Here is an 18,867-nt window from a genome sequence, read left to right as displayed (position 1 = left end):
CGGTGCAGGGGAGGCCGGGACGCAGGCTCCTCGCATGCCCACCTCCTTCCGCGGACTCCCGCGCACCGTCTGGACCGTCTTCGCCGGCACGATCGTCAACCGCCTCGGCCATCTGGTCACCCCCTTCCTCGTGTTCCTCCTGGCCGACCGCGGGGTCACCGGGGCGCAGACCTCGTACGTGCTCGGCGCTCTGGGGGCGGGCAATCTGCTCGGCCCGGCGGTCGGCGGGCTGCTCGCCGACCGGATCGGCCGCCGCCCGACCATGCTCATCGGGCTGCTGGGGGCCGCGGCGGCGCAGGCTGCGCTGTTCCTCGCGCCGGGGGTGGCGACGATGGCCGCCGCCGCGCTGCTGCTGAGCACGGCATCGGCGACGGTGGGCCCCGCCGCGTACGCGCTGATGGCCGACGCGGTGGACGCGGAGCGCAGGCAGCGGGCGTACGCCCTGTTCGGCTGGGGCGTCAACATCGGCACGGCCGTCGCCGGGGTGCTCGGGGGCTTCCTCGCCGCACACGGCTACTGGCTGCTCTTCGCGGTGGACGCCGCGACCCTGCTGGTCTACGCGGGCATCGTGGCGACCCGGCTGCAGGAGCCGCGGCGCACGGCGGCGGGCTCGCCCGGGGAGTCGGGCCCGGGGTACGGGGTGGTCTTCCGCGACCGGCTGCTCCTCGCGCTGCTGCCGCTCTTCGGCATCCAGCTGTTCGTGTACTCGCTGACGGAGGTCGCCCTGCCGCTCGCCGTCCACGGCAGCGGGCTGCCGCCCGCCGTCTACGGGGCGATGGCGGCGGTCAACGCGGTCCTGGTCGTGGGGCTCCAGCCGTTCGTCACGGGCCGCCTCGCCCGGCTGCCGCAGCTGCGGGTCCAGGCGGCGGGCAGTGCGCTGATCGCCGTCGGGGTGGCGCTGACCGGCCTCGCGGACTCCGTCGCCGGATACGCGGCCTCGGTGGTCGTCTGGTCGCTCGGTGAGGTGGTCGTGGCCGGTATCGCGGCCTCGGCGGTCGCCGCCCTCGCCCCGGCCTCCGCCCGGGGCCGCTACCAGGGCGCCTTCAGCTGGACCTGGGGCCTCGCCCGCTTCGGTGCGCTCACCCTGGGCATCACCGTGTACGCGGGGATCGGCCCCGCGGCCCTGTGGTGGGGCGCCCTGGCCGCGGGCCTGCTCAGCGCGGCGGCGACCCTCGCCCTGAGCGGCCGCATCCGCGCCCGGGCCGAGCACGACCTCGCCGCACCGGCTCTGGCCGCGTAGCAGACGGCTCAGGCGGGGAACCTGCGGTCCACCCGGCGGAAGACGAACTCGATGAGGGCCGCCGCCGCCGCGGCGGCGGCCACCGCGATCCAGGGCATCTGCGTGCCCACCAGCCTCAGCTGGAAGAAGTCCTGGAGCCACGGGACGACGAGGACGACCAGGAACGTCCCGCCCATCGCCCCGACCAGGGCGATCCGCCACCACGTGTACGGGCGGGCGATGATCGCCAGGATCCATGTGGAGACCAGGAAGAGGGTGAGCGTCGCGGCGCTCGTCTCGGCCTTGAGGGCGTCGGCTCCGGTGTAGTGGTGGCGGGCGAGCAGGTACGTGACGAAGGTGGCCACCGCCGCGATCGCCCCGCCGGGCACCGCGTAGCGCATCACCCGGCGCACGAAGTGAGGGCGCGCCCGCTCCTTGTTCGGGGCCAGCGCCAGGAAGAAGGCCGGGACGCCGATCGTCAGGGTCGACAGCAGGGTCAGGTGGCGCGGCAGGAACGGGTAGTCCACGCCCCAGCACACCACGAGGACCGCCAGCAGCACGGAGTAGACCGTCTTCGTCAGGAAGAGGGTGGCCACGCGCGTGATGTTGCCGATGACCCGGCGGCCCTCGGCGACCACCGACGGGAGGGTGGAGAAGCTGTTGTTGAGGAGGACGATCTGGGCGACGGCGCGGGTCGCCTCGGAGCCCGAGCCCATCGAGACGCCGATGTCGGCGTCCTTGAGGGCGAGGACGTCGTTGACGCCGTCGCCGGTCATCGCCACCGTGTGGCCCTTGGACTGGAGGGCGCCGACCATGTCGCGCTTCTGCTGCGGGGTGACCCGCCCGAAGACGGCGTTCTCGTCGAGGACGGCGGCCATCTCGTGCGGTTCGGGGGGAAGCCGGCGCGCATCGACCGTGTTCTCGGCGCCCGGCAGACCCAGCTTGCCGGCCACCGCGCCGACGGAGACCGCGTTGTCGCCGGAGATGACCTTCGCGTGGACCTTCTGGTCCTCGAAGTAGCGCAGCGTGTCGGCGGCGTCGGGGCGCAGCCGCTGTTCCAGGACGATCAGGGCGGTCGGCCGGGCCCCGACGGCGACGGACGCGTCGTCGAGTTCGCGGGAGGCCCGGGCTAGCAGGAGGACGCGCAGGCCCTGTTCGTTGAGGTGGTCGATCTCGTCAAGAGCGGGGTCGCCGGCCGGGAGGAGGACGTCGGGGGCGCCGAGCAGCCAGGTGGAGTTCTCGCCGTCGCCCTCGCTGAAGCTGGCGCCGCTGTACTTGCGGGCCGAGGAGAACGGCAGCGACTCGGTGCAGCGCCACTCGGCGCTGTCCGGGTAGGCGTCGATGATGGCCTGGAGGCTGGCGTTGGGGCGCGGGTCGGACTCGCCGAGCGCCCCGAGCACCTTCTTGACGTACGGGGGCTCCGCGCCGCCGAGCGGGCGCAGTTCGGTGACGTCCATCCCGCCCTCGGTGAGGGTGCCGGTCTTGTCGAGGCAGACGACGTCGACGCGGGCGAGGCCTTCGATGGCGGGCAGCTCCTGGACCAGGCACTGCTTGCGGCCGAGCCGGATGACGCCGATGGCGAAGGCGACGGAGGTGAGCAGCACCAGCCCCTCGGGGATCATCGGGACGATGCCGCCGACGGTGCGGGCGAGGGAGTCCTTGAGGTTGGAGTCCTTCACGACCAGCTGGCTGATGACGAGGCCGACGGAGGTCGGGATCATCATCCAGGTGACGTACTTGAGGACGGTGGAGATGCCGGAGCGCAGCTCGGAGTGGACGAGCGTGAAACGCGTGGCCTCTTCGGCCAGCTGGGCGGCGTAGGCCTCGCGGCCGACCTTGGTGGCGGTGAGGGCTCCGCCGCCGGCGACGACGAAGGAGCCGGACATGACCGGGTCGCCGGGCTTCTTCAGGACGGGGTCGGCCTCGCCGGTGAGCAGCGACTCGTCGATCTCCAGGCCGTCGGCCTCGCCGACGACCCCGTCGACGACGACCTTGTCGCCGGGGCCGAGTTCGATGACGTCGTCGAGGACGATCTCGGAGGTGGAGATCTCGGCGGTGCTGCCGTCGCGGCGGACGCTGGGTTTGGCCTCTCCGATGACGGCGAGGCTGTCCAGGGTCTTCTTGGCGCGCATCTCCTGGATGATGCCGATGCCGGTGTTCGCGATGATCACGTAGCCGAACAGGCTGTCCTGGAGCGGCGCGACGAACAGCATGACCACCCACAGCACGCCGATGATCGCGTTGAAGCGGGTGAAGACGTTGGCGCGGACGATGTCCACGGTGGAGCGGGACGAGCGGACGGGGACGTCGTTGACGTCGCCGCGGGCGAGGCGTTCGGCGACTTCCGCAGTGGTCAGGCCGCCGGGCCTGAACCGGGGGGCGGGCGGGCGGACCGGGTGCACCGGGTCCAGCTCCGCGCCCGCGTCGATGGCGGCGGAGCCTGCGCCACGGCCCGGCTCCGGACCGCCCGGTTCGATCCCTGCCCGCTGCGTCATGCTTTCGACGGTAAAGGGGGTTCCGCCCGCTCACCCGCCGAGATGGACGGATGTCCGACCTCAGGATGAACCGGATCGTCCCGTGACCGGGGGGCCGGGCGTCCGGCCGGGCGGTCAGCCGGCGTGGGGCTTCGGGGCCGCCGGGCCGGCGTGGGGCTCCTGGGGCGTCGGGCCCGCCCCTTCCTCGTCCTGCGCGGCCAGCGCGGCGGCGTGCCGCTTGAGCGCCGCGTCCCGGCCGCGGACGTACCAGAGGCCGATCAGCCCGAGGAAGCCGCCGGCCGCGCAGCACCACACCCACCACAGCAGGTCCCGGTCGGCGAACCAGCCGTAGAACGGGAGCTGGACGACGAACAGGGCGAACCAGAGGATCGTGCCGCCGGTGACGGTCGCGACGACCGGGCCCTCCAGGGGCTCCGGCGCCTCGTGCTTCGCAGTCCATTTCGCCATGGCCCCAGTTTAGGCGGGTCGTGGACACCCACCCCCGCCTCCCCCGGCCGCCGGTGTCTACGCGCGGAGATGGACGGGCTTTCGCTCATGTGTTCATACTGAAACGGTTTGGGCTTGGCCCATTTTCCTCGTAGGAACCACCCAATGAGCGTTGAGGACCGTATGAGCACGTCGGCCCCCGCCCCCGCGGACACTCCCCACGCCCCCACCCCCCGGGGCGCCTCCGGCCTCGACCGCTACTTCAAGATCTCCGAGCGCGGCTCCACCGTCGCCCGCGAGGTGCGCGGCGGTTTCGCCACCTTCTTCGCGATGGCGTACATCATCGTGCTCAACCCGATCATCCTGGGCAGCGCGAAGGACATGTACGGGCACCAGCTCGACGGCGGCCAGCTCGTCACCGCCACCGCCCTGACCGCGGCCTTCACCACCCTGCTCATGGGCGTCATCGGCAACGTCCCGATCGCGCTCGCCGCGGGCCTCGGCGTCAACACGGTCGTCGCCCTCCAGCTCGCCCCGCGCATGAGCTGGCCCGACGCCATGGGCATGGTTGTCCTCGCCGGCTTCGTGGTGATGCTGCTGGTCGCCACCGGCCTGCGCGAGCGGGTCATGAACGCGGTCCCGCAGGGCCTGCGCAAGGGCATCGCCATCGGCATCGGCCTGTTCATCATGCTCATCGGCCTGGTCGACTCCGGCTTCGTCTCTCGCATCCCGGACGCCGCCCACACCACCGTGCCGCTCCAGCTCGGCACGGACGGCCACCTGCACGGCTGGCCGGTGCTGATCTTCATCGTCGGCGTGCTGCTGACCCTCGCCCTGCTGATCCGCAAGACCCCCGGCGCGATCCTGATCTCCATCGTCGCCATGACCGTCGTCGCGGTGGCCGTCCAGCTGGTCGCCGAGCTGCCCGACTCGGGCTGGGGCCTGACCGTGCCCGAGTGGCCGGGCAACCCGGTGGCAGCGCCCGACTTCGGCCTCGTCGGCCAGGTCAGCCTGTTCGGCGGCTTCGGCAAGGTCGGGGTGCTGACCGGCATCCTCTTCGTCTTCACCGTGCTGCTGTCCTGCTTCTTCGACGCGATGGGCACGATCCTCGGCGTCGGCGACGAGGCCAAGCTCATCGACAAGGACGGCAACTTCCCCGGCATCAACAAGGTCCTGCTGATCGACGGCCTGGCCGTCGCCTCCGGCGGCGCGACCTCCTCCTCGGCCACCACCTGCTTCGTGGAGTCCACGGCCGGTGTCGGCGAAGGCGCCCGCACGGGCCTGGCGAACGTCGTGACCGGCGCCCTCTTCGGGGTGGCGCTCTTCCTGACGCCGCTCGCCACCATGGTTCCCTCCCAGGCCGCGACGCCCGCCCTCGTGGCGGTCGGCTTCCTGATCCTGGCGGGCTCGGTCAAGGACATCGACTGGAGCGACTTCACCATCGCCGTCCCGGCCTTCCTGGCCATGGTGATGATGCCGTTCACCTACTCGATCACCAACGGCATCGGCCTCGGCTTCATCAGCTTCTGCGTGCTGCGGGCGGCGACCGGCCGCGGCCGGGAGGTCCCGGTGGCCATGTACGTGGTGTCGGCCGTGTTCGTCTTCTACTACGCCATGCCGGGGCTCGGCCTCACCTGAGCCCCTGCCTCACGTCACCCCGTAGAACTTCTCCGTCTCGTCGACGGCCGCCTTGAAGCGCTCGTCGAAGTCATCGCGAATGAGCGTCCGGACCACGTAGTCCTGGACGCTCATTCCGCGTTTGGCGGCGTGAGTCCGGAGGCGTTCGAGCAGCTCCCCGTCTATGCGCATGCTCAGCACATGTGTCCCCATGCACGAAAGGGTCGTGCCACGGGCCGTGGACGCGTGTCACTTTCCGCGGCCGACTCACCCGTATGAGTGATGCCCGCGTGACACGGAAACCGGTGTTTCTTAGCGAGAGTAATGAGTTATTCTAAGTACATGCCCGACCTTGCCCATGGCGACGATGCTGCCGCCGTGAACGACCTCCGCTCCGCCGTCATGCGGCTGGGCCGACGCCTCAAGCACCAGCGCGTCGACGAATCGCTGAGCCCGACCGAGATGTCGGTCCTCGGCACCCTCGCCCGCTGCGGCCAGGCCACCCCGGGTGAGCTGGCCCGGCGCGAGCACGTCCAGCCGCCGTCGATGACGCGCATCGTGGCGCTGCTGGAGGCCAAGGGGCTGGTCCGGCTGGAGCCGCACCCCGACGACCGCCGCCAGAAGGTGGTCAGCCAGACCGCGGAGGCCGAGGCGATGCTCGAAGAGAGCCGCCGCAAGCGCAACGCGTTCCTGGCCGGGCTCGCGGCCGAGCTCACCGAGGACGAATGGGCCAAGCTGCGCGAGGCCGCGCCCGTCCTGGAGAAGCTCGCGCACTTGTAAGGAACGACGCCAGGAGGCGAACGCTTTTGAGTACGGGAAACGGAGCAGACTCCGCACCCGGCCACATATCCACCTCTACCACTCGCTCCGCGGGCAGGAACCCGGCAGCCCCTCCCGGCGGCAGCCGGGGGATGTTCAGCTCGCTGAAGATCCGGAACTACCGGCTCTTCGCCATGGGACAGGCCGTCTCGAACACCGGCACCTGGATGCAGCGCATCGCCCAGGACTGGCTGGTCCTGTCCCTGACCGGCTCGGCCTCCGCCGTCGGCATCACCATCGCGCTGCAGTTCCTGCCGATGATGCTCTTCGGCCTCTACGGAGGCGTACTCGCCGACCGCCTCGCCAAGCGGCCGCTGCTGCTCGCCACCCAGAGCGCGATGGGCCTGACCGGCATCGCCCTCGCCGCGCTCACCCTGGCCGGACACGTCCAGGTCTGGCACGTGTACCTGGCGGCCTTCCTGCTCGGCCTCGTCACCGTCGTGGACAACCCCGCGCGGCAGACGTTCGTCTCCGAGATGGTCGGTCCCGCCCAGCTCGCCAACGCGGTCTCGCTGAACTCCGCGAACTTCCAGTCCGCGCGGCTGGTCGGCCCGGCGCTGGCCGGTGTGCTGATCACCGCCGTGGGCTCCGGCTGGGCCTTCCTGCTGAACGGGCTGTCCTTCGCGGCGCCCCTCGCCGGCCTGCTGCTGATGCGTACGAACGAACTGCACCCGGTGCAGCCGCAGCCGCGGGCCAAGGGGCAGCTGCGGGAGGGCCTGCGGTACGTCGCGGGGCGGCCCGAGCTGATCTGGCCGATCGTGCTGGTCGGCTTCATCGGCACCTTCGGGTTCAACTTCCCGATCTGGCTGTCGGCCTTCGTGGAGGACGTGTTCCACGGGGACGCGGGCACGTACGGCCTCTTCAACACACTGATCGCGGCGGGCTCCCTGGCCGGCGCCCTGCTGGCCGCCCGCCGCGGGCACTCGCGGCTGCGCCTGCTGGTGGCGGCGGCGCTGGTCTTCTCGGCGCTGCTGCTGGTGACGGCGTTCGCGCCGGGGTTCTGGCTGTTCGCGGCGCTGCTGGTGCCGATCGGGATCTTCGGCCTGACGGTCAACGTCACGGCGAACTCCAGCGTCCAGATGGCCACCGATCCCGAGATGCGGGGCCGGGTGATGGCCCTCTTCATGATGGTGTTCACGGGCGGCACCCCGATCGGCGCACCGCTGGTCGGATGGGTCACGGACACGTACGGGGCGCGGATCGGCATGGCGGCGGGCGGAGCGGTCTCGCTGGCCGCCGCCGCGGTGATCGCGGTGGTCCTCTCCCGGGTGGGCAACCTCCGCCTGAGCGTGAGCCGCCGCGGGGTGGCCTTCGTCCCGTCCCGCCAGACCCTGACGACGGCGGCCTGACCGCCGCACCGGGCCGGCCCCTCGGGCCCGGCCCGGCCCCGGGCGGGGCCCGGTGGGGGCCCGGTCAAGACGCCGGGCTCCCGGTCAACGACGGCGGCGGGACAGCAGGCGCTTCCCGGCCAGCACCAGCACCGTCCCCACCACCAGCACCGCCGCGCCCTTGGGGAAGCTCCCGCCCTGGGGGAGGCTCCCGCCCTGGCCCCCCGGAGCGGCGGTGGCCCCGGCCGACGGGCCGGCCGAGGGGCCGCCGGCGGCGGGCGGCTTCACCGGGACCGCCACCACCCGGCTACCCTCCCCCTCCGACCCGAACAGCAGCGCCGACCCGTCCGCCGCGTACGTCACCGACTCCGCCTGCCCCTGCCAGGGCGCGTCGACCCGCTCCCCCTCACCCTGCGGCCGCCCGTCCTTCCACGGATAGGTGCGCGCCCAGAAGTACCCGCGCAGCGCGAGGCGCCCGCCGTCCGGGGAGAACGCCCCGTCCGTCACCCAGGGGACGTCCGCCACCCGCCGGAACACGTTCGCCCCCGACGCGGACAGCTGCTCCGGACCCTCGTACAGGCCGCCCTTGTCCTCGCTCTTGCTCGCGATGTAGACCCGCCCGGTGACCGGATGCACCATCAGCGCCTCCGCGTTGCGCGGCCCGTCCGCGTAGCGCACGGTGAACTGCTCCGCCCTGACGGTGGCATCGGCGAGCTGCTTCGGCTCCGGGAAGCGGTAGATCCACACGTGGTCCCAGCTGCCGTTCAGGTTGTCGCCGATGTCGCCGACGTACAACTGCCCGTCCGGCCCGAGCGAGATCGCCTCGACGTCGCGCGGTGTCCCGATCCCGGTCAGCGTCACACGGGCCACCGTCTTGCCGGTCACCGCGTCCACGGCGTACACGTACGGGCCGTCGTCGCTGTCGTTGTGGGTCCAGTACACGCCCGGGTGGACCCGGCTGGCCGCCAGCCCGCTCGACTCCCTGATCCGCGGATCGGTGATCGTGAAGCCGGTGGCTCCCGCCCCCGGGGACTGCGCCGCCACCGCCGAACCCGGCAGCACGGCAAGGACGGTGGCGGCACACAGGGCAACGGTCGACGGCAACAGGCGCATGCCCCAAGCCTGCCAGCCCTCCGTGCGTGTCCGGCATCACAGGGGCTCATGCCGCACGATCCGCGATGATGACCGGATGCGTTTCATGTTCGTCGGCGACTCCATGACCATCGGACGCGCCGGCGACTACACCTGGCGCTACCGGATGTGGCAGCACCTCAATGCCACCTTCGGCGGCCCCTACAAGATCGTCGGCCCGCGCAGCGAGGTCTACGACACCTTCGCGGGCACGCCCACCAGCCACGAGTACGCCGATCCCGCCTTCCCCGAGCACGCCCGCCGCCACCTGGCCGGCTGGGGCGAGGGCTGGCAGCACATGGCCCCGCTCATCGGGCCCGCGTGCCGCTCCGGCAAGGCCGACGTCCTGCTCGTCTCCCTCGGGCTGATCGACCTCGGCTTCTACACCGCGGCCACCGAGACCGCCGCCAACGCCCGCCGCTTCATCGCGGAGGCCCGCGCCGCCCGTCCGGGCATCCGGATGGTGCTGCTCCCGGTCATACCCAACGTCCGGGCCGAGTCCGACGCGCCGTTCGCCGCCGAGGTCGCGGGGTTCAACGAGCTCCTGGCGAAGGCGGTCGCCGACCTGTCCACACCCGCCTCCCCGATCCTGCTGGGCGCGCGCCCGCAGGCGTACGAGATCCACCACGACACCTACGACGGCACCCACCCCAACGCCTCCGGCGAGCACCGGCTGGCGGGCGAGTTCGCGGCGGTCCTCCACCAGGCCTGGGGCATCGGCGCCCCCTACCGCCCGGCGCCGTAGACACGTAACACGGCCTTCACCGGGGGGCCTTGCCTGGAGTGCACTCCAAGCAGTTGGCTAGTGCCCCATGAAGTACACACAGCTCGGACGCACCGGTCTCAAGGTCAGCCGACTCGTACTCGGCACCATGAACTTCGGCCCCCTCACGGGAGAGCCCGAGAGCCACGCCATCATGGACGCGGCCCTGGACGCCGGCATCAACTTCTTCGACACCGCCAACGTCTACGGCTGGGGTGAGAACAAGGGCCGGACCGAGGAGATCATCGGCACCTGGTTCGCCCAGGGCGGCCGCCGCCGGGACAAGACGGTCCTCGCCACCAAGGTCTACGGCGGCATGGCCCCCGAAGGGGAGTCCTGGCCCAACTACGACCGCCTGTCGGCGCTGAACATCCGACGGGCCGTCGAGGCCAGCCTCAAGCGCCTGAACACCGACTACATCGACCTGTACCAGTTCCACCACGTTGACCGGAACACCCCCTTCGAGGAGGTCTGGCAGGCCGTCGACGTCCTGGTCCAGCAGGGGAAGGTGCTGTACGCCGGATCGTCGAACTTCCCCGGCTACAAGATCGCCCAGGCCAATGAGACGGCCGCCCGGCGCGGCTCCCTCGGGCTGGTCAGCGAGCAGTGCCTCTACAACCTGGCCGAGCGGCGTGCCGAGATGGAGGTCATCCCGGCCGCCCAGGAGTACGGGCTCGGCGTCATCCCGTGGTCCCCGCTGCACGGCGGGCTGCTCGGCGGCGTGATCAAGAAGGAGGTCGAGGGCGGGCGCCGGGCCTCCGGCCGCTCGGCGGACGCGCTGGCCGACAGCGAGGTACGGGCGCAGGTGCAGGCCTACGAGGACCTGCTCGACAAGCACGGCCTGGACCCGGGCGAGACGGCGCTGGCCTGGCTGCTGAGCCGGCCGGGGGTCACCGGGCCGATCGTGGGGCCGCGTACGGCGGAGCAGCTCGCCTCCGCTCTGCGGGCGGTCGAGCTGGAGCTCTCGCAGGAGGTGCTGACGGGCCTCGACGAGGTCTTCCCGGGGCCGGGGCCGGCGCCGGAGGCGTTCGCCTGGTAGCCGGTGGCCGGGCCGCGGCGGCTACGGCGGCTACGGCGGCTGTCGCCGGTACGGCGGCTGTCGCCGGTACGGCGGCTGTCGCCGGTACGGCGGCTGCGGCGGGTCGGCTACTGGCCGACGGCCGCCGCCACGGCCACCACGACGAACATCAGCACGAGCACACCGGCCATCACACGGTTTCGGGTCTTGGGATCCACCCGTCGAGCCTAACCTGTGGCCGGCGGCTCGCGGTCAGCGGCCGAGCGGCCAGGCGGCGACGACCTCGTAGCGGGGCTGCTCGCCGGGGATCCCGCTGGTCGGCAGGTTGCTGCGGACCAGGCTCAGTTCGCCGACCTGCCAGGGACTGCCCTCGAAGCCCTTCAGGGCGTCCAGGTACGGGCGCAGGTCGGCCCCGCCGTGGCTGCGGCCCAGGGTGAGGTGGGCGGTGTACCGGCGGTGCTGCTCCATCGGCACCCCGGCCCGGCGGGCGGCGGCGTCGGCCCGCTCGGCGAGCATCCGCATCGTGTCGATGCCGCCGGCGGCGCCGATCCACAGGGCCCGGTCGCCGAAGTGTCCGCAGCCGTGCAGGCGCAGCGGGAACGGGTCGGTCCGCTCGGCGGCCCGGGCGAGCCGGGCCCGCAGGTCCGGCAGGACCGGGTCGGCCACCTCGCCCATGAAGGCGAGCGTGAAGTGCCGGCCCGCTTCGGTGGTCCAGCGGATCCGGTCGTCCCGGCCGGCCCGCTCACCCCGCACGGCCTCCACGGCCCTGCGCAGCTCGTCCAGCGCCTCCGGGGGCGGCAGCACCGCGGCAAACAGCCTCATGCCTGCGGAGCCTAGCCGCCCCCGGGAGCCGGGGCCCGGCGGTCACGCCTCCGCGATCGGGATCTGCTGCGGCGGCGGGGACGGCTTCGCGCCGTTCACGGCAGCGCCGGGCGCAGCTGCGGGCCGGGGCTGCGCGGCGTCGGGCCGGGACATCGACGCCAGCAGTTGGCGGGCCAGGCCGAGGCCCGTGCCGCCCATCGTCAGCGCCTTCGCGAACATCTCCGACATGCCCTCTGCGCCGTTCAGCAGCACCATGTGCTCCACGTTCCCGAAGGCGCCCGCGCCCGCCTCCACGATCGCCGGCCAGTTCTCGGCGAGCTGCTGCGCGACCACCGCTTCCTGGTTCTCCGCCAGGGCCGCGGCCCGCGCCTTGATCGCCTCGGCCTCGGCCAGGCCCTTCGCCTTCGCGGAGGCCGCCATCGCGAGCCCCTTGGCCTGCGTCGCCGCCGCCTCGGCCTCGCCGGTGGCCCGGGTCGCCTTCGCGGCGGCGAGCCCGCGGGCCTCCGTCGCCGCGGCGTCCGCGGTCGCCGCCGTCGTCACCCGGGTCGCCTCGGCCGCCGCCGCGAGCTCCGTCTCCTTCGCCTTGGCCTGCGCCGCGGAGATCCGGGCGTCGCGTTCGGCCTCGGCCCGGGTCCGGGTTTCGTACGCCGCCGCGTCGGCGGGCTTGCGTACGTCCGCCTGGAGCTGCTGCTCGCGCCGGTGCGCCTCCAGCTCCGCGACCCGCGTCTCCTGGACGACGACCTCCTGCCGCGCCGCCGCCTCGGACAGCGGTCCGGCCTGCCGGGCGGTCGCCGCGGCCTTGTCCCGTTCGGCCTGGTAGCCGGCCTGGAGGATCTCGCTGTCCCGGGTGGCCTCCGCCATCCGGGCGAAGGCGGTCTGCTCGGCCTCGGTGGCCAGCCGGTTCGCCTCGGCCTGCGCGATGCGCGCGTCCCGCTGGACGGCCGCGGCGTGCGGCATCGCCAGGTTCTTGATGTAGCCGGTCGGGTCCTCGATCTCGTGGATCTGCAACGAGTCGACGATCAGGCCGAGCTTCTCCATCTCCGTACCGCAGGCCGCGCGGGTCTGCCCGGTCAGCTTCTCCCGGTCGCGGATCATGTCCTCGACCGTCAACCCGCCCACGATGGACCGCAGATGGCCGGCGAAGACGATGTGCACCCGCTCCGGCATCATCTTCTGCTGGTCCAGGAAGCGGCGTGCGGCATTGGCGATCGACACCAGGTCGTCGCCGATCTTGAAGATGACCACGCCCTTCACCCTCAGCGGGATGCCCTGGTGGGTGACGCAATCCACGTTCAGCTGGGTCTCGTTGAGGTCCAGCGACAGCTTGCGCACCGCCTGCACCCCGGGCAGTACGAGGGTCCCGCGCCCGGTGACGATCCGGAACCCCATGCCCTCGCCGAGGCCTTCGGTCTTGTGCGTGGAACCGGAGATGACCAGTGCCTCGTTCGGTTCGGCCACCCGCCACATGAGCTTGAACAGGCCGATCAAGGCAAGAACTGCGGCGAGAACGATTCCCGCCACGACGCCGACAGACATCGGCAACGCCCCCTTATCGCGGTGCCGTTCGACACCGACGAGGGTGAGTTTGCGCCTGCGCGGGCGCGTGAAGAAGACGTCAGGGGATTCTTGTCGCCATCTTGATACGTACACGTCGGAGGCGGCGCGGGGCACGCCTCAGTTGTCGTAAGCCGCCATCACGTACACCGTGCGCGGCGGCAGGTGTTCGACCACCGTCACCACCGTCCCGACCGCCAGCCGGCCCGTCCCCGGCGCCGGGTACGCGAGGAAGTGCTCGGCGCCGCCCCGGATGCGCACGATCACCTCGCCGACGAGCCCCGGCCCCACCGTCCCGGTCACCCGGCCGTCCAGCCCCACCATGCCGCTCTCCCCCATGCGGCGAGCGTACGCCGCCGCATGGGGGGAGGGACCGGCCGTGCGGGATCAGGAGTGGCCGAGGTCCGCGGACGGGAGCTCGCCCGCGGGTACCGAGCCCGTGTCGGGCGTCGGGCGCAGCGAGAACTCGTCCGCGGCCATCGAGTCGAGGACCGGCGGCGCGGGCCGCAGCGGCTTCGGCATGACCGCGGCCTCCGAGTGGCCGCCGCAGCCGTACGACAGGGAGACCAGCCGGCCGTCGGCCGGGCTGAACTCGTTCGCGCAGACACCGAAGGCCTGGCCCAGGGAGCCGCCGATCGCCACCAGGAAGCCGCAGCTCACGCAGGAAGCGGGCGCGGCCTGGGCCATCGGGGTCTTCGCCCCGAAGGACTCGTCCCAGCGGTCGGCGGCGGTGTGCAGCCCGTACCGGGACAGGACCCGGGCGCGCCGCATGCCGAGCTCCTCGGCGACCGAGGCGATGGTGCCGCGGGCGGGCACGACGGTGCGGTCGGTGACGTCGGCGTCCTCCGCCTCCACCAGTTCGGCCATCTCGGCGGAGACGACCGAGTTGGGCGGCGGCGCGTCCTCGCCCGTCCAGCCCGGCTCCAGGCGCAGGTCGTCGGCGTCGGTGGGCAGCAGGTCGCCGGGGCCGAGGTCCCCCGGGCGCAGCCGCTCGCTCCACGGCACCCACTCGGGGGCGAGGAGCGCGTCGGAGCCGGGGAGGAGCACCGTTTCACTGAGGGTGACGTTCTTGGCGCGGGAGGCGCGGGTCACGGTGACGGCCCAGCGCCAGCCGCGGTAGGCGAGGTCCTTGCACTCGAAGAAGTGCGTGACGACCCGGTCGCCCTCGGCGACGGCGGAGACGTGCTCGCCCACCACGCCGGGCGCGGCGGCTTCCTCTGCCGCCGCACGGGCGAGGTCTACCGCCTCGGCGCACAGGCGGTCGGGGGTACGGCTTCGCGTCGTCGCAGCACTCACAGGTCTCGTTCTCTCCTACGCCGTCTCACGAGTGCGCCGTCCGTACTGTCGTCCTGAACGACCCGTCGGTCCTGTCCGTACGTGGCGCGGGCGGAGCGGACCAGAGGGCCGCGTCGACGTCCGCACCCGATCGGCCTCGGGCGCACCTACCTGCTATCCATTCTGCGGGATGGCGAAGAGGCGCGCGGCCAAGAGCAACCGCCGGTGGCGCGCTACGCACGCTACCTCCTTCGACGCCCTGGGCCCACATGCAAGGTCCGATTCGCGGACAACCCCGCGCCCCGGCGGCGACCCGACCGGGGCGGAACGCGCCGGGACGGGACCGGGGCGGAACGCGCCCGGGATGGGACGGGGACGGGACCCGGACGTGTCCGTGGGGCACTATGTCGAGTGTGGCACCCGTTCGGTCGTCCCGTGACGGCTCGGGACCGGCCAGGCGGGCCGGCCGGGCCCTGGGGCGTGCCCTGCACTTCCCGATCACCGGGACGGCGCGCGGGATCAGGCGGGCCACCCATGCGCACGGGGCCGGTGAATCGGGCCTCGGCAAGCTGATCGAGCTGCACGCCATCAACGGCGCCGGCGATGTGATGATCACGGTGGCGCTGGCGTCGACGGTGTTCTTCTCGGTACCCACGGACGAGGCACGCGGCCGCGTCGCCCTGTACCTGGCCATCACCATGGCCCCCTTCACCCTGCTGGCCCCGGTGATCGGCCCGCTGCTGGACCGGCTGCCGCACGGGCGGCGGGCCGCGATGGCGGGCGCGATGCTGACGCGGGCCCTGCTCGCGGTGACGATGTCGGGCGCGGTGGCCACGGGCGGACTGGAGCTGTACCCGGCGGCGCTGGGGGTGCTGGTCGCGTCCAAGGCGTACGGGGTGGTCCGCAGCGCGGTGGTCCCCCGCCTCCTCCCCCCGCGGTTCTCACTCGTCAAGGCGAACTCCCGGGTCACGCTGGCGGGCCTGCTGGCCACGGGCGCGGCGGCGCCCGTCGCGGCGGGCCTGCACACCATCGGGCCGCCGTGGCCGCTGTACGGGGCCTGCGTGATCTTCCTGTGGGGCACGGTGGCGGCGGCCACGCTCCCGCACAAGGTGGACGAGGCGAAGGGCGAGCGGCGGGCCCGGCTCTCCACGCACGAGCCGCGCTCGCGCAAGCCGGGGCTGCGCACGGTGAGCCGGTCGGTGCTCTGCGGTTTGCTGGCCAACGCGTCGATGCGCGTCCTGTCCGGCTTCCTGATCTTCTTCCTGGCGTTCCTGCTGCGCGAGCACCCGCTGGCCGGGCAGAGCGCGGCGGTGTCGCTCGGCATCGTCGGCGTCGCGGCGGGCGTGGGCAACGCGGGCGGGACGGCGGTGGGGGCGTGGCTGCGGGCCAGGGCCCCCGAGGGCATCATCGCGTCCGTCCTCGCCCTGACCCTCGGCGTGGCGATCCTGGCGGCGGTCTTCTTCAGCGGGCTGTTCATGGCCGTACTGGGCGCCACCGCGGGCTTCTGCCAGGCGCTGGCGAAGCTCTCCCTGGACGCGATGATCCAGCGGGACGTACCGGAGGCGGTGCGGACCTCGGCGTTCGCCCGCTCCGAAACGCTGCTCCAGGTGGCGTGGGTGCTGGGCGGTGCGATCGGCATCGCGCTGCCGCTGAACGGGGCCCTCGGCATGGCCGTCGCCGCAGCCGTGGTCGCGGCGGGCACGGCCATGGCGCTGCGGGGCCTGCTCGCCTCCCCCCGCCACCACCCGGGCTCCCCGCGCCCCCGGGTGGCGTAGCCCGTCCCTGCGGCGCGCCGCAGGTCGGCGGGACCCCGTGCTGCGGCGCAGGCAAGCGGCCCGATAGCCTTCGGCTCATGACCGCACGCCTTTTCTCGGGTAAGGGCCGCCGCAGCGTCGCGGCCCTCGGAGCCGTGTCCGCCGGCCTCCTCCTTCTCTCCGCCTGCGACAAGCCGACGCCGCTGGCGACCGTGACGGTCGGCAGCACGTCGGTTTCCAGCGAGGCCGCCTGCCACGACAACAAGGAGCTCTCCATGGACAAGGTCCAGGAGTGCCTCACCGATCTGAAGGACGCCAAGACCCTCAAGTACGGGCGCGGGGACACCCTGCGCCTCGGTGTCGAGCCCGACGTCGTCGAGGACGGCAAGCGCTGGCAGGCGGTCCTGGACGGTCAGCCGATCACCGAGCCCTCCTCCAACACCTACCGCAGCTTCCCCGGCGCCGACCTCTTCGCCACCGGCGGCCAGGGCGAGGCCCCGGCCTCCAAGAAGCTGAACATCGTCCAGGTCGCCGAGGACGGCAAGCCCCTCGCCGTCTGGGCCTTCAACATCAAGCTCAAGTAGTCACGCAGCCGGTGCGCGCGCTCATCGTGACCGCGGTGGCGGCGGAGGCAGACTCCGTCGCCGCAGGTCTCACCCCTCATCCGGACCCGGCCACGCCGGAGCCGCGCACCCTGCCCGGCGGGTATCCCGTCCACCGGCGCGATCTGCCCGGACTCGCCGCCGACGTGCTCGTCGGCGGCGTGGGACCGGCCGCCGCCGCCGCGGGCACGGCCACCGCACTCGCCCTGGCCGAGTACTCCCTCGTCGTCTCGGCCGGCATCGGCGGCGGCTTCCAGCCCGCCGCCCCGCCCGGCTCCCTCGTCGTCGCCGACGCGATCGTCGCCGCCGACCTCGGGGCCGAGACCCCCGACGGCTTCCTCGACGTCCAGGCACTCGGCTTCGGGCACAGCGTGCACCTGCCGCCCGCCGAGCTCGCCGCCCGCGCCGCCGAGGCCACCGGGGCGCTGCTCGCGCCCGTACTGACCGTCTCCACCGTCACCGGCACCGCCGCCGGCGCCGCCGGGCTCGCCGCCCGCCACCCGCTCGCCGGGGCGGAGGCCATGGAGGGCTTCGGCGTCGCCGAGGCGGCCGCCGCGCACGGGCTGCCGGTCCTGGAGATCCGCGCCGTGTCCAACGCCGTCGGCCCCCGCGACCGCGACGCCTGGCGGATCGGGGACGCGCTCGCGGCCCTCACCGCGGGCTTCCGCGCGCTGGGGCCCGTACTCGTCACCTGGGGAGCACGCCATGAGTGAAACGCTCAAGATCGCCTACTCGCCCTGCCCGAACGACACCTTCGTCTTCGACGCCTGGGCCCACGGGCGCGTCCCCGGTGCGCCCGCCCTCGACGTCACCTTCGCCGACATCGACCTCACCAACGGCATGGCCGAGCGCGGCGAGCTGGACGTGCTGAAGGTGTCGTACGCGGTCCTGCCCTGGGTCCTGGACGAGTACGCGCTGCTGCCCTGCGGCGGCGCACTGGGCCGCGGCTGCGGCCCGCTCGTCCTCACCCGCGAGCCGTCCGCGGACCTCGCCGGGAAGACGGTCGCGGTCCCCGGCGAACGCTCCACCGCCTACCTCCTCTTCCGGCTGTGGGCGGCGGACGTGCTCCCCGAGCCGGTCGGCAAGGTCGTCGTGCTGCCGTTCCACGAGATCATGCCCGCGGTCCGCGACGGGCGGGTGGACGCCGGACTGGTCATCCACGAGGCCCGGTTCACCTATCAGGACTACGGGCTGCACTGCCTCGCCGACATGGGCGAGCACTGGGAGACCACCACGGGCCTGCCGATCCCGCTGGGCGCGATCATCGCCAAGCGCTCGCTGGGCGCCGAGACCCTCCGCGAACTGGCCGCCGCCGCCCGCACCTCGGTCCGGATGGCCTGGGACGACCCGGAGGCCTCCCGCCCGTACGTACGCGCCCACGCGCAGGAACTGGACCCGGCCGTCGCCGACCAACACATCGGGCTCTACGTCAACGAGTTCACCGCCGACCTCGGCGACGACGGGTACGCGGCGGTGCGCGGCCTGTTGACGCGGGCCGCGGCGGAGGGCCTGGTCCCGGCCATCAAACCGGACGCCCTGGCCTTCCCGCACGCCTGAACAACGGTGCCCCGCCCCTCCGGAGGAGGAGGCGGGGCACCGCCGCACGTCCGCGGCTCAGACGTCGAGTTGATCGGCCACCGCACGCAGCAGGCCGGCGATCTTCGTGCCGTGCACCTTGTCGGGGTACCGGCCGCGCTCCAGCATCGGCGTGATGTTCTCCAGCAGCGTCGTGAGGTCCTGCACGATCGAGGCGAGCTCGTCCGGCTTGCGGCGCTGCGCCGCGGCGACCGACGGCGCCGGGTCCAACACCGTCACCGAAAGCGCCTGGTCACCGCGCTGCCCCGCGACGACGCCGAACTCGACGCGCTGGCCGGGCTTGAGCGCGTCGACGCCGGCCGGGAGTACCGACGAGTGGACGAAGACGTCGCCGCCGTCGTCGCGGGAGAGAAAGCCGAAGCCCTTCTCACTGTTGAACCACTTGACCTTGCCGGTAGGCACGTCCGTCCTCTGTCCTTGTGCTCGTCGGGGTCCGGTACGCCGCGCA

At 72.8% G+C, this 18,867-nt stretch carries 19 protein-coding genes; 10 read left to right on the top strand and 9 right to left on the bottom strand.

All coding sequences use genetic code 11. From position 1 onward, the window contains the following. Positions 1–34: 34 nt before the first annotated feature. Positions 35–1,240, top strand: a complete 1,206-nt coding sequence (locus AC0666_RS15715; RefSeq protein WP_468970197.1) for an MFS transporter — start codon at positions 35–37, stop codon at positions 1,238–1,240. An 8-nt stretch (positions 1,241–1,248) separates the two neighbouring features. Here the strand turns inward: AC0666_RS15715 and AC0666_RS15710 are convergent, their stop codons facing one another. Together AC0666_RS15710 and AC0666_RS15705 are read right to left on the bottom strand one after the other, a co-directional pair. Further along, positions 1,249–3,714, bottom strand: a complete 2,466-nt coding sequence (locus AC0666_RS15710; RefSeq protein ID WP_468970200.1) for an HAD-IC family P-type ATPase — start codon at positions 3,712–3,714, stop codon at positions 1,249–1,251. A 114-nt stretch (positions 3,715–3,828) separates the two neighbouring features. Continuing rightward, positions 3,829–4,161: a DUF2530 domain-containing protein gene (locus AC0666_RS15705; RefSeq protein ID WP_468970203.1), complete on the bottom strand. Its 333-nt coding sequence runs from the start codon at positions 4,159–4,161 to the stop codon at positions 3,829–3,831. 162 nt (positions 4,162–4,323) lie between these two features. On the opposite strand from AC0666_RS15705, the gene AC0666_RS15700 reads away from it, so the two are divergent. Next, positions 4,324–5,778: an NCS2 family permease gene (locus AC0666_RS15700; RefSeq protein WP_478707822.1), complete on the top strand. Its 1,455-nt coding sequence runs from the start codon at positions 4,324–4,326 to the stop codon at positions 5,776–5,778. Positions 5,779–5,787: 9 nt separating this feature from the next. On the opposite strand, the gene AC0666_RS15695 is transcribed toward AC0666_RS15700, so the two are convergent. Continuing rightward, positions 5,788–5,970, bottom strand: a complete 183-nt coding sequence (locus AC0666_RS15695) for a ribbon-helix-helix protein, CopG family (protein ID WP_361714295.1) — start codon at positions 5,968–5,970, stop codon at positions 5,788–5,790. A gap of 129 nt (positions 5,971–6,099) precedes the next feature. Between AC0666_RS15695 and AC0666_RS15690 the strand changes: the two genes are divergently transcribed. Beyond that, entirely contained in the window at positions 6,100–6,537 is a 438-nt protein-coding gene (locus AC0666_RS15690; RefSeq protein ID WP_356850709.1) for a MarR family winged helix-turn-helix transcriptional regulator, read from the top strand. 26 nt (positions 6,538–6,563) lie between these two features. Further along, positions 6,564–7,925 (top strand): MFS transporter, encoded by a 1,362-nt coding sequence (locus AC0666_RS15685; protein ID WP_478707747.1) that lies wholly within the window; start codon positions 6,564–6,566, stop codon positions 7,923–7,925. 84 nt (positions 7,926–8,009) lie between these two features. On the opposite strand, the gene AC0666_RS15680 is transcribed toward AC0666_RS15685, so the two are convergent. Continuing rightward, entirely contained in the window at positions 8,010–9,017 is a 1,008-nt protein-coding gene (locus tag AC0666_RS15680; RefSeq protein WP_478707746.1) for a WD40 repeat domain-containing protein, read from the bottom strand. Positions 9,018–9,093: 76 nt separating this feature from the next. On the opposite strand from AC0666_RS15680, the gene AC0666_RS15675 reads away from it, so the two are divergent. After that, positions 9,094–9,780: a GDSL-type esterase/lipase family protein gene (locus tag AC0666_RS15675; RefSeq protein WP_478707745.1), complete on the top strand. Its 687-nt coding sequence runs from the start codon at positions 9,094–9,096 to the stop codon at positions 9,778–9,780. Between the two features lie 67 nt (positions 9,781–9,847). Then, positions 9,848–10,837: an aldo/keto reductase gene (locus AC0666_RS15670; protein WP_468970215.1), complete on the top strand. Its 990-nt coding sequence runs from the start codon at positions 9,848–9,850 to the stop codon at positions 10,835–10,837. A gap of 231 nt (positions 10,838–11,068) precedes the next feature. On the opposite strand, the gene thpR is transcribed toward AC0666_RS15670, so the two are convergent. From thpR to AC0666_RS15650, 4 genes are all read right to left on the bottom strand, one after another. Then, the gene (thpR, locus tag AC0666_RS15665) at positions 11,069–11,638 is read right to left on the bottom strand and encodes an RNA 2',3'-cyclic phosphodiesterase (protein ID WP_468970218.1); all 570 of its coding nucleotides are present in this window, start codon (positions 11,636–11,638) and stop codon (positions 11,069–11,071) included. Between the two features lie 42 nt (positions 11,639–11,680). Further along, positions 11,681–13,180, bottom strand: coding sequence for an SPFH domain-containing protein (locus tag AC0666_RS15660; RefSeq protein ID WP_468970220.1), 1,500 nt, complete (start codon positions 13,178–13,180; stop codon positions 11,681–11,683). 132 nt (positions 13,181–13,312) lie between these two features. Continuing rightward, complete coding sequence (locus tag AC0666_RS15655; RefSeq protein WP_478707744.1) at positions 13,313–13,531, bottom strand: hypothetical protein; 219 nt, start codon at positions 13,529–13,531, stop codon at positions 13,313–13,315. Positions 13,532–13,579: 48 nt separating this feature from the next. Further along, entirely contained in the window at positions 13,580–14,488 is a 909-nt protein-coding gene (locus tag AC0666_RS15650; RefSeq protein WP_468970225.1) for a DUF3027 domain-containing protein, read from the bottom strand. Between the two features lie 383 nt (positions 14,489–14,871). Between AC0666_RS15650 and AC0666_RS15645 the strand changes: the two genes are divergently transcribed. The 4 genes from AC0666_RS15645 (at position 14,872) to AC0666_RS15630 (ending at position 18,380) form a co-directional block, all read left to right on the top strand. Then, positions 14,872–16,242: an MFS transporter gene (locus AC0666_RS15645; RefSeq protein ID WP_468970228.1), complete on the top strand. Its 1,371-nt coding sequence runs from the start codon at positions 14,872–14,874 to the stop codon at positions 16,240–16,242. Positions 16,243–16,319: 77 nt separating this feature from the next. Next, complete coding sequence (locus AC0666_RS15640; RefSeq protein WP_361714265.1) at positions 16,320–16,805, top strand: DUF2771 domain-containing protein; 486 nt, start codon at positions 16,320–16,322, stop codon at positions 16,803–16,805. Positions 16,806–16,816: 11 nt separating this feature from the next. Then, on the top strand, positions 16,817–17,536 hold the full coding sequence (locus AC0666_RS15635) for a futalosine hydrolase (RefSeq protein ID WP_468581697.1): 720 nt from the start codon (positions 16,817–16,819) through the stop codon (positions 17,534–17,536). Next, positions 17,529–18,380: a 1,4-dihydroxy-6-naphthoate synthase gene (locus AC0666_RS15630; RefSeq protein WP_468970235.1), complete on the top strand. Its 852-nt coding sequence runs from the start codon at positions 17,529–17,531 to the stop codon at positions 18,378–18,380. Before AC0666_RS15635 ends, AC0666_RS15630 begins: the two co-directional genes overlap by 8 nt. Before the next feature lie 57 nt (positions 18,381–18,437). On the opposite strand, the gene AC0666_RS15625 is transcribed toward AC0666_RS15630, so the two are convergent. Then, on the bottom strand, positions 18,438–18,821 hold the full coding sequence (locus AC0666_RS15625; protein ID WP_030012939.1) for a cold-shock protein: 384 nt from the start codon (positions 18,819–18,821) through the stop codon (positions 18,438–18,440). Between the last annotated feature and the right edge of the window lie 46 nt (positions 18,822–18,867).

It is taken from the genome of Streptomyces sp. NPDC043680, assembly GCF_056436685.1.
This window is presented reverse-complemented; position numbering and strand designations above follow the sequence as displayed.

Coding starts and splice junctions, on each gene's coding strand:
- AC0666_RS15630 (WP_468970235.1), top strand. CDS start 17,529: ATGAGTGAAACGCTCAAGATCGCCTACTCGCCCTGCCCGAACGACACC.
- AC0666_RS15680 (WP_478707746.1), bottom strand. CDS start 9,017: ATGCGCCTGTTGCCGTCGACCGTTGCCCTGTGTGCCGCCACCGTCCTT.
- AC0666_RS15715 (WP_468970197.1), top strand. CDS start 35: ATGCCCACCTCCTTCCGCGGACTCCCGCGCACCGTCTGGACCGTCTTC.
- AC0666_RS15690 (WP_356850709.1), top strand. CDS start 6,100: ATGCCCGACCTTGCCCATGGCGACGATGCTGCCGCCGTGAACGACCTC.
- AC0666_RS15655 (WP_478707744.1), bottom strand. CDS start 13,531: ATGGGGGAGAGCGGCATGGTGGGGCTGGACGGCCGGGTGACCGGGACG.
- AC0666_RS15675 (WP_478707745.1), top strand. CDS start 9,094: ATGCGTTTCATGTTCGTCGGCGACTCCATGACCATCGGACGCGCCGGC.
- AC0666_RS15695 (WP_361714295.1), bottom strand. CDS start 5,970: ATGGGGACACATGTGCTGAGCATGCGCATAGACGGGGAGCTGCTCGAA.
- AC0666_RS15645 (WP_468970228.1), top strand. CDS start 14,872: ATGTCGAGTGTGGCACCCGTTCGGTCGTCCCGTGACGGCTCGGGACCG.
- AC0666_RS15670 (WP_468970215.1), top strand. CDS start 9,848: ATGAAGTACACACAGCTCGGACGCACCGGTCTCAAGGTCAGCCGACTC.
- AC0666_RS15710 (WP_468970200.1), bottom strand. CDS start 3,714: ATGACGCAGCGGGCAGGGATCGAACCGGGCGGTCCGGAGCCGGGCCGT.
- thpR (WP_468970218.1), bottom strand. CDS start 11,638: ATGAGGCTGTTTGCCGCGGTGCTGCCGCCCCCGGAGGCGCTGGACGAG.
- AC0666_RS15700 (WP_478707822.1), top strand. CDS start 4,324: ATGAGCACGTCGGCCCCCGCCCCCGCGGACACTCCCCACGCCCCCACC.
- AC0666_RS15640 (WP_361714265.1), top strand. CDS start 16,320: ATGACCGCACGCCTTTTCTCGGGTAAGGGCCGCCGCAGCGTCGCGGCC.
- AC0666_RS15705 (WP_468970203.1), bottom strand. CDS start 4,161: ATGGCGAAATGGACTGCGAAGCACGAGGCGCCGGAGCCCCTGGAGGGC.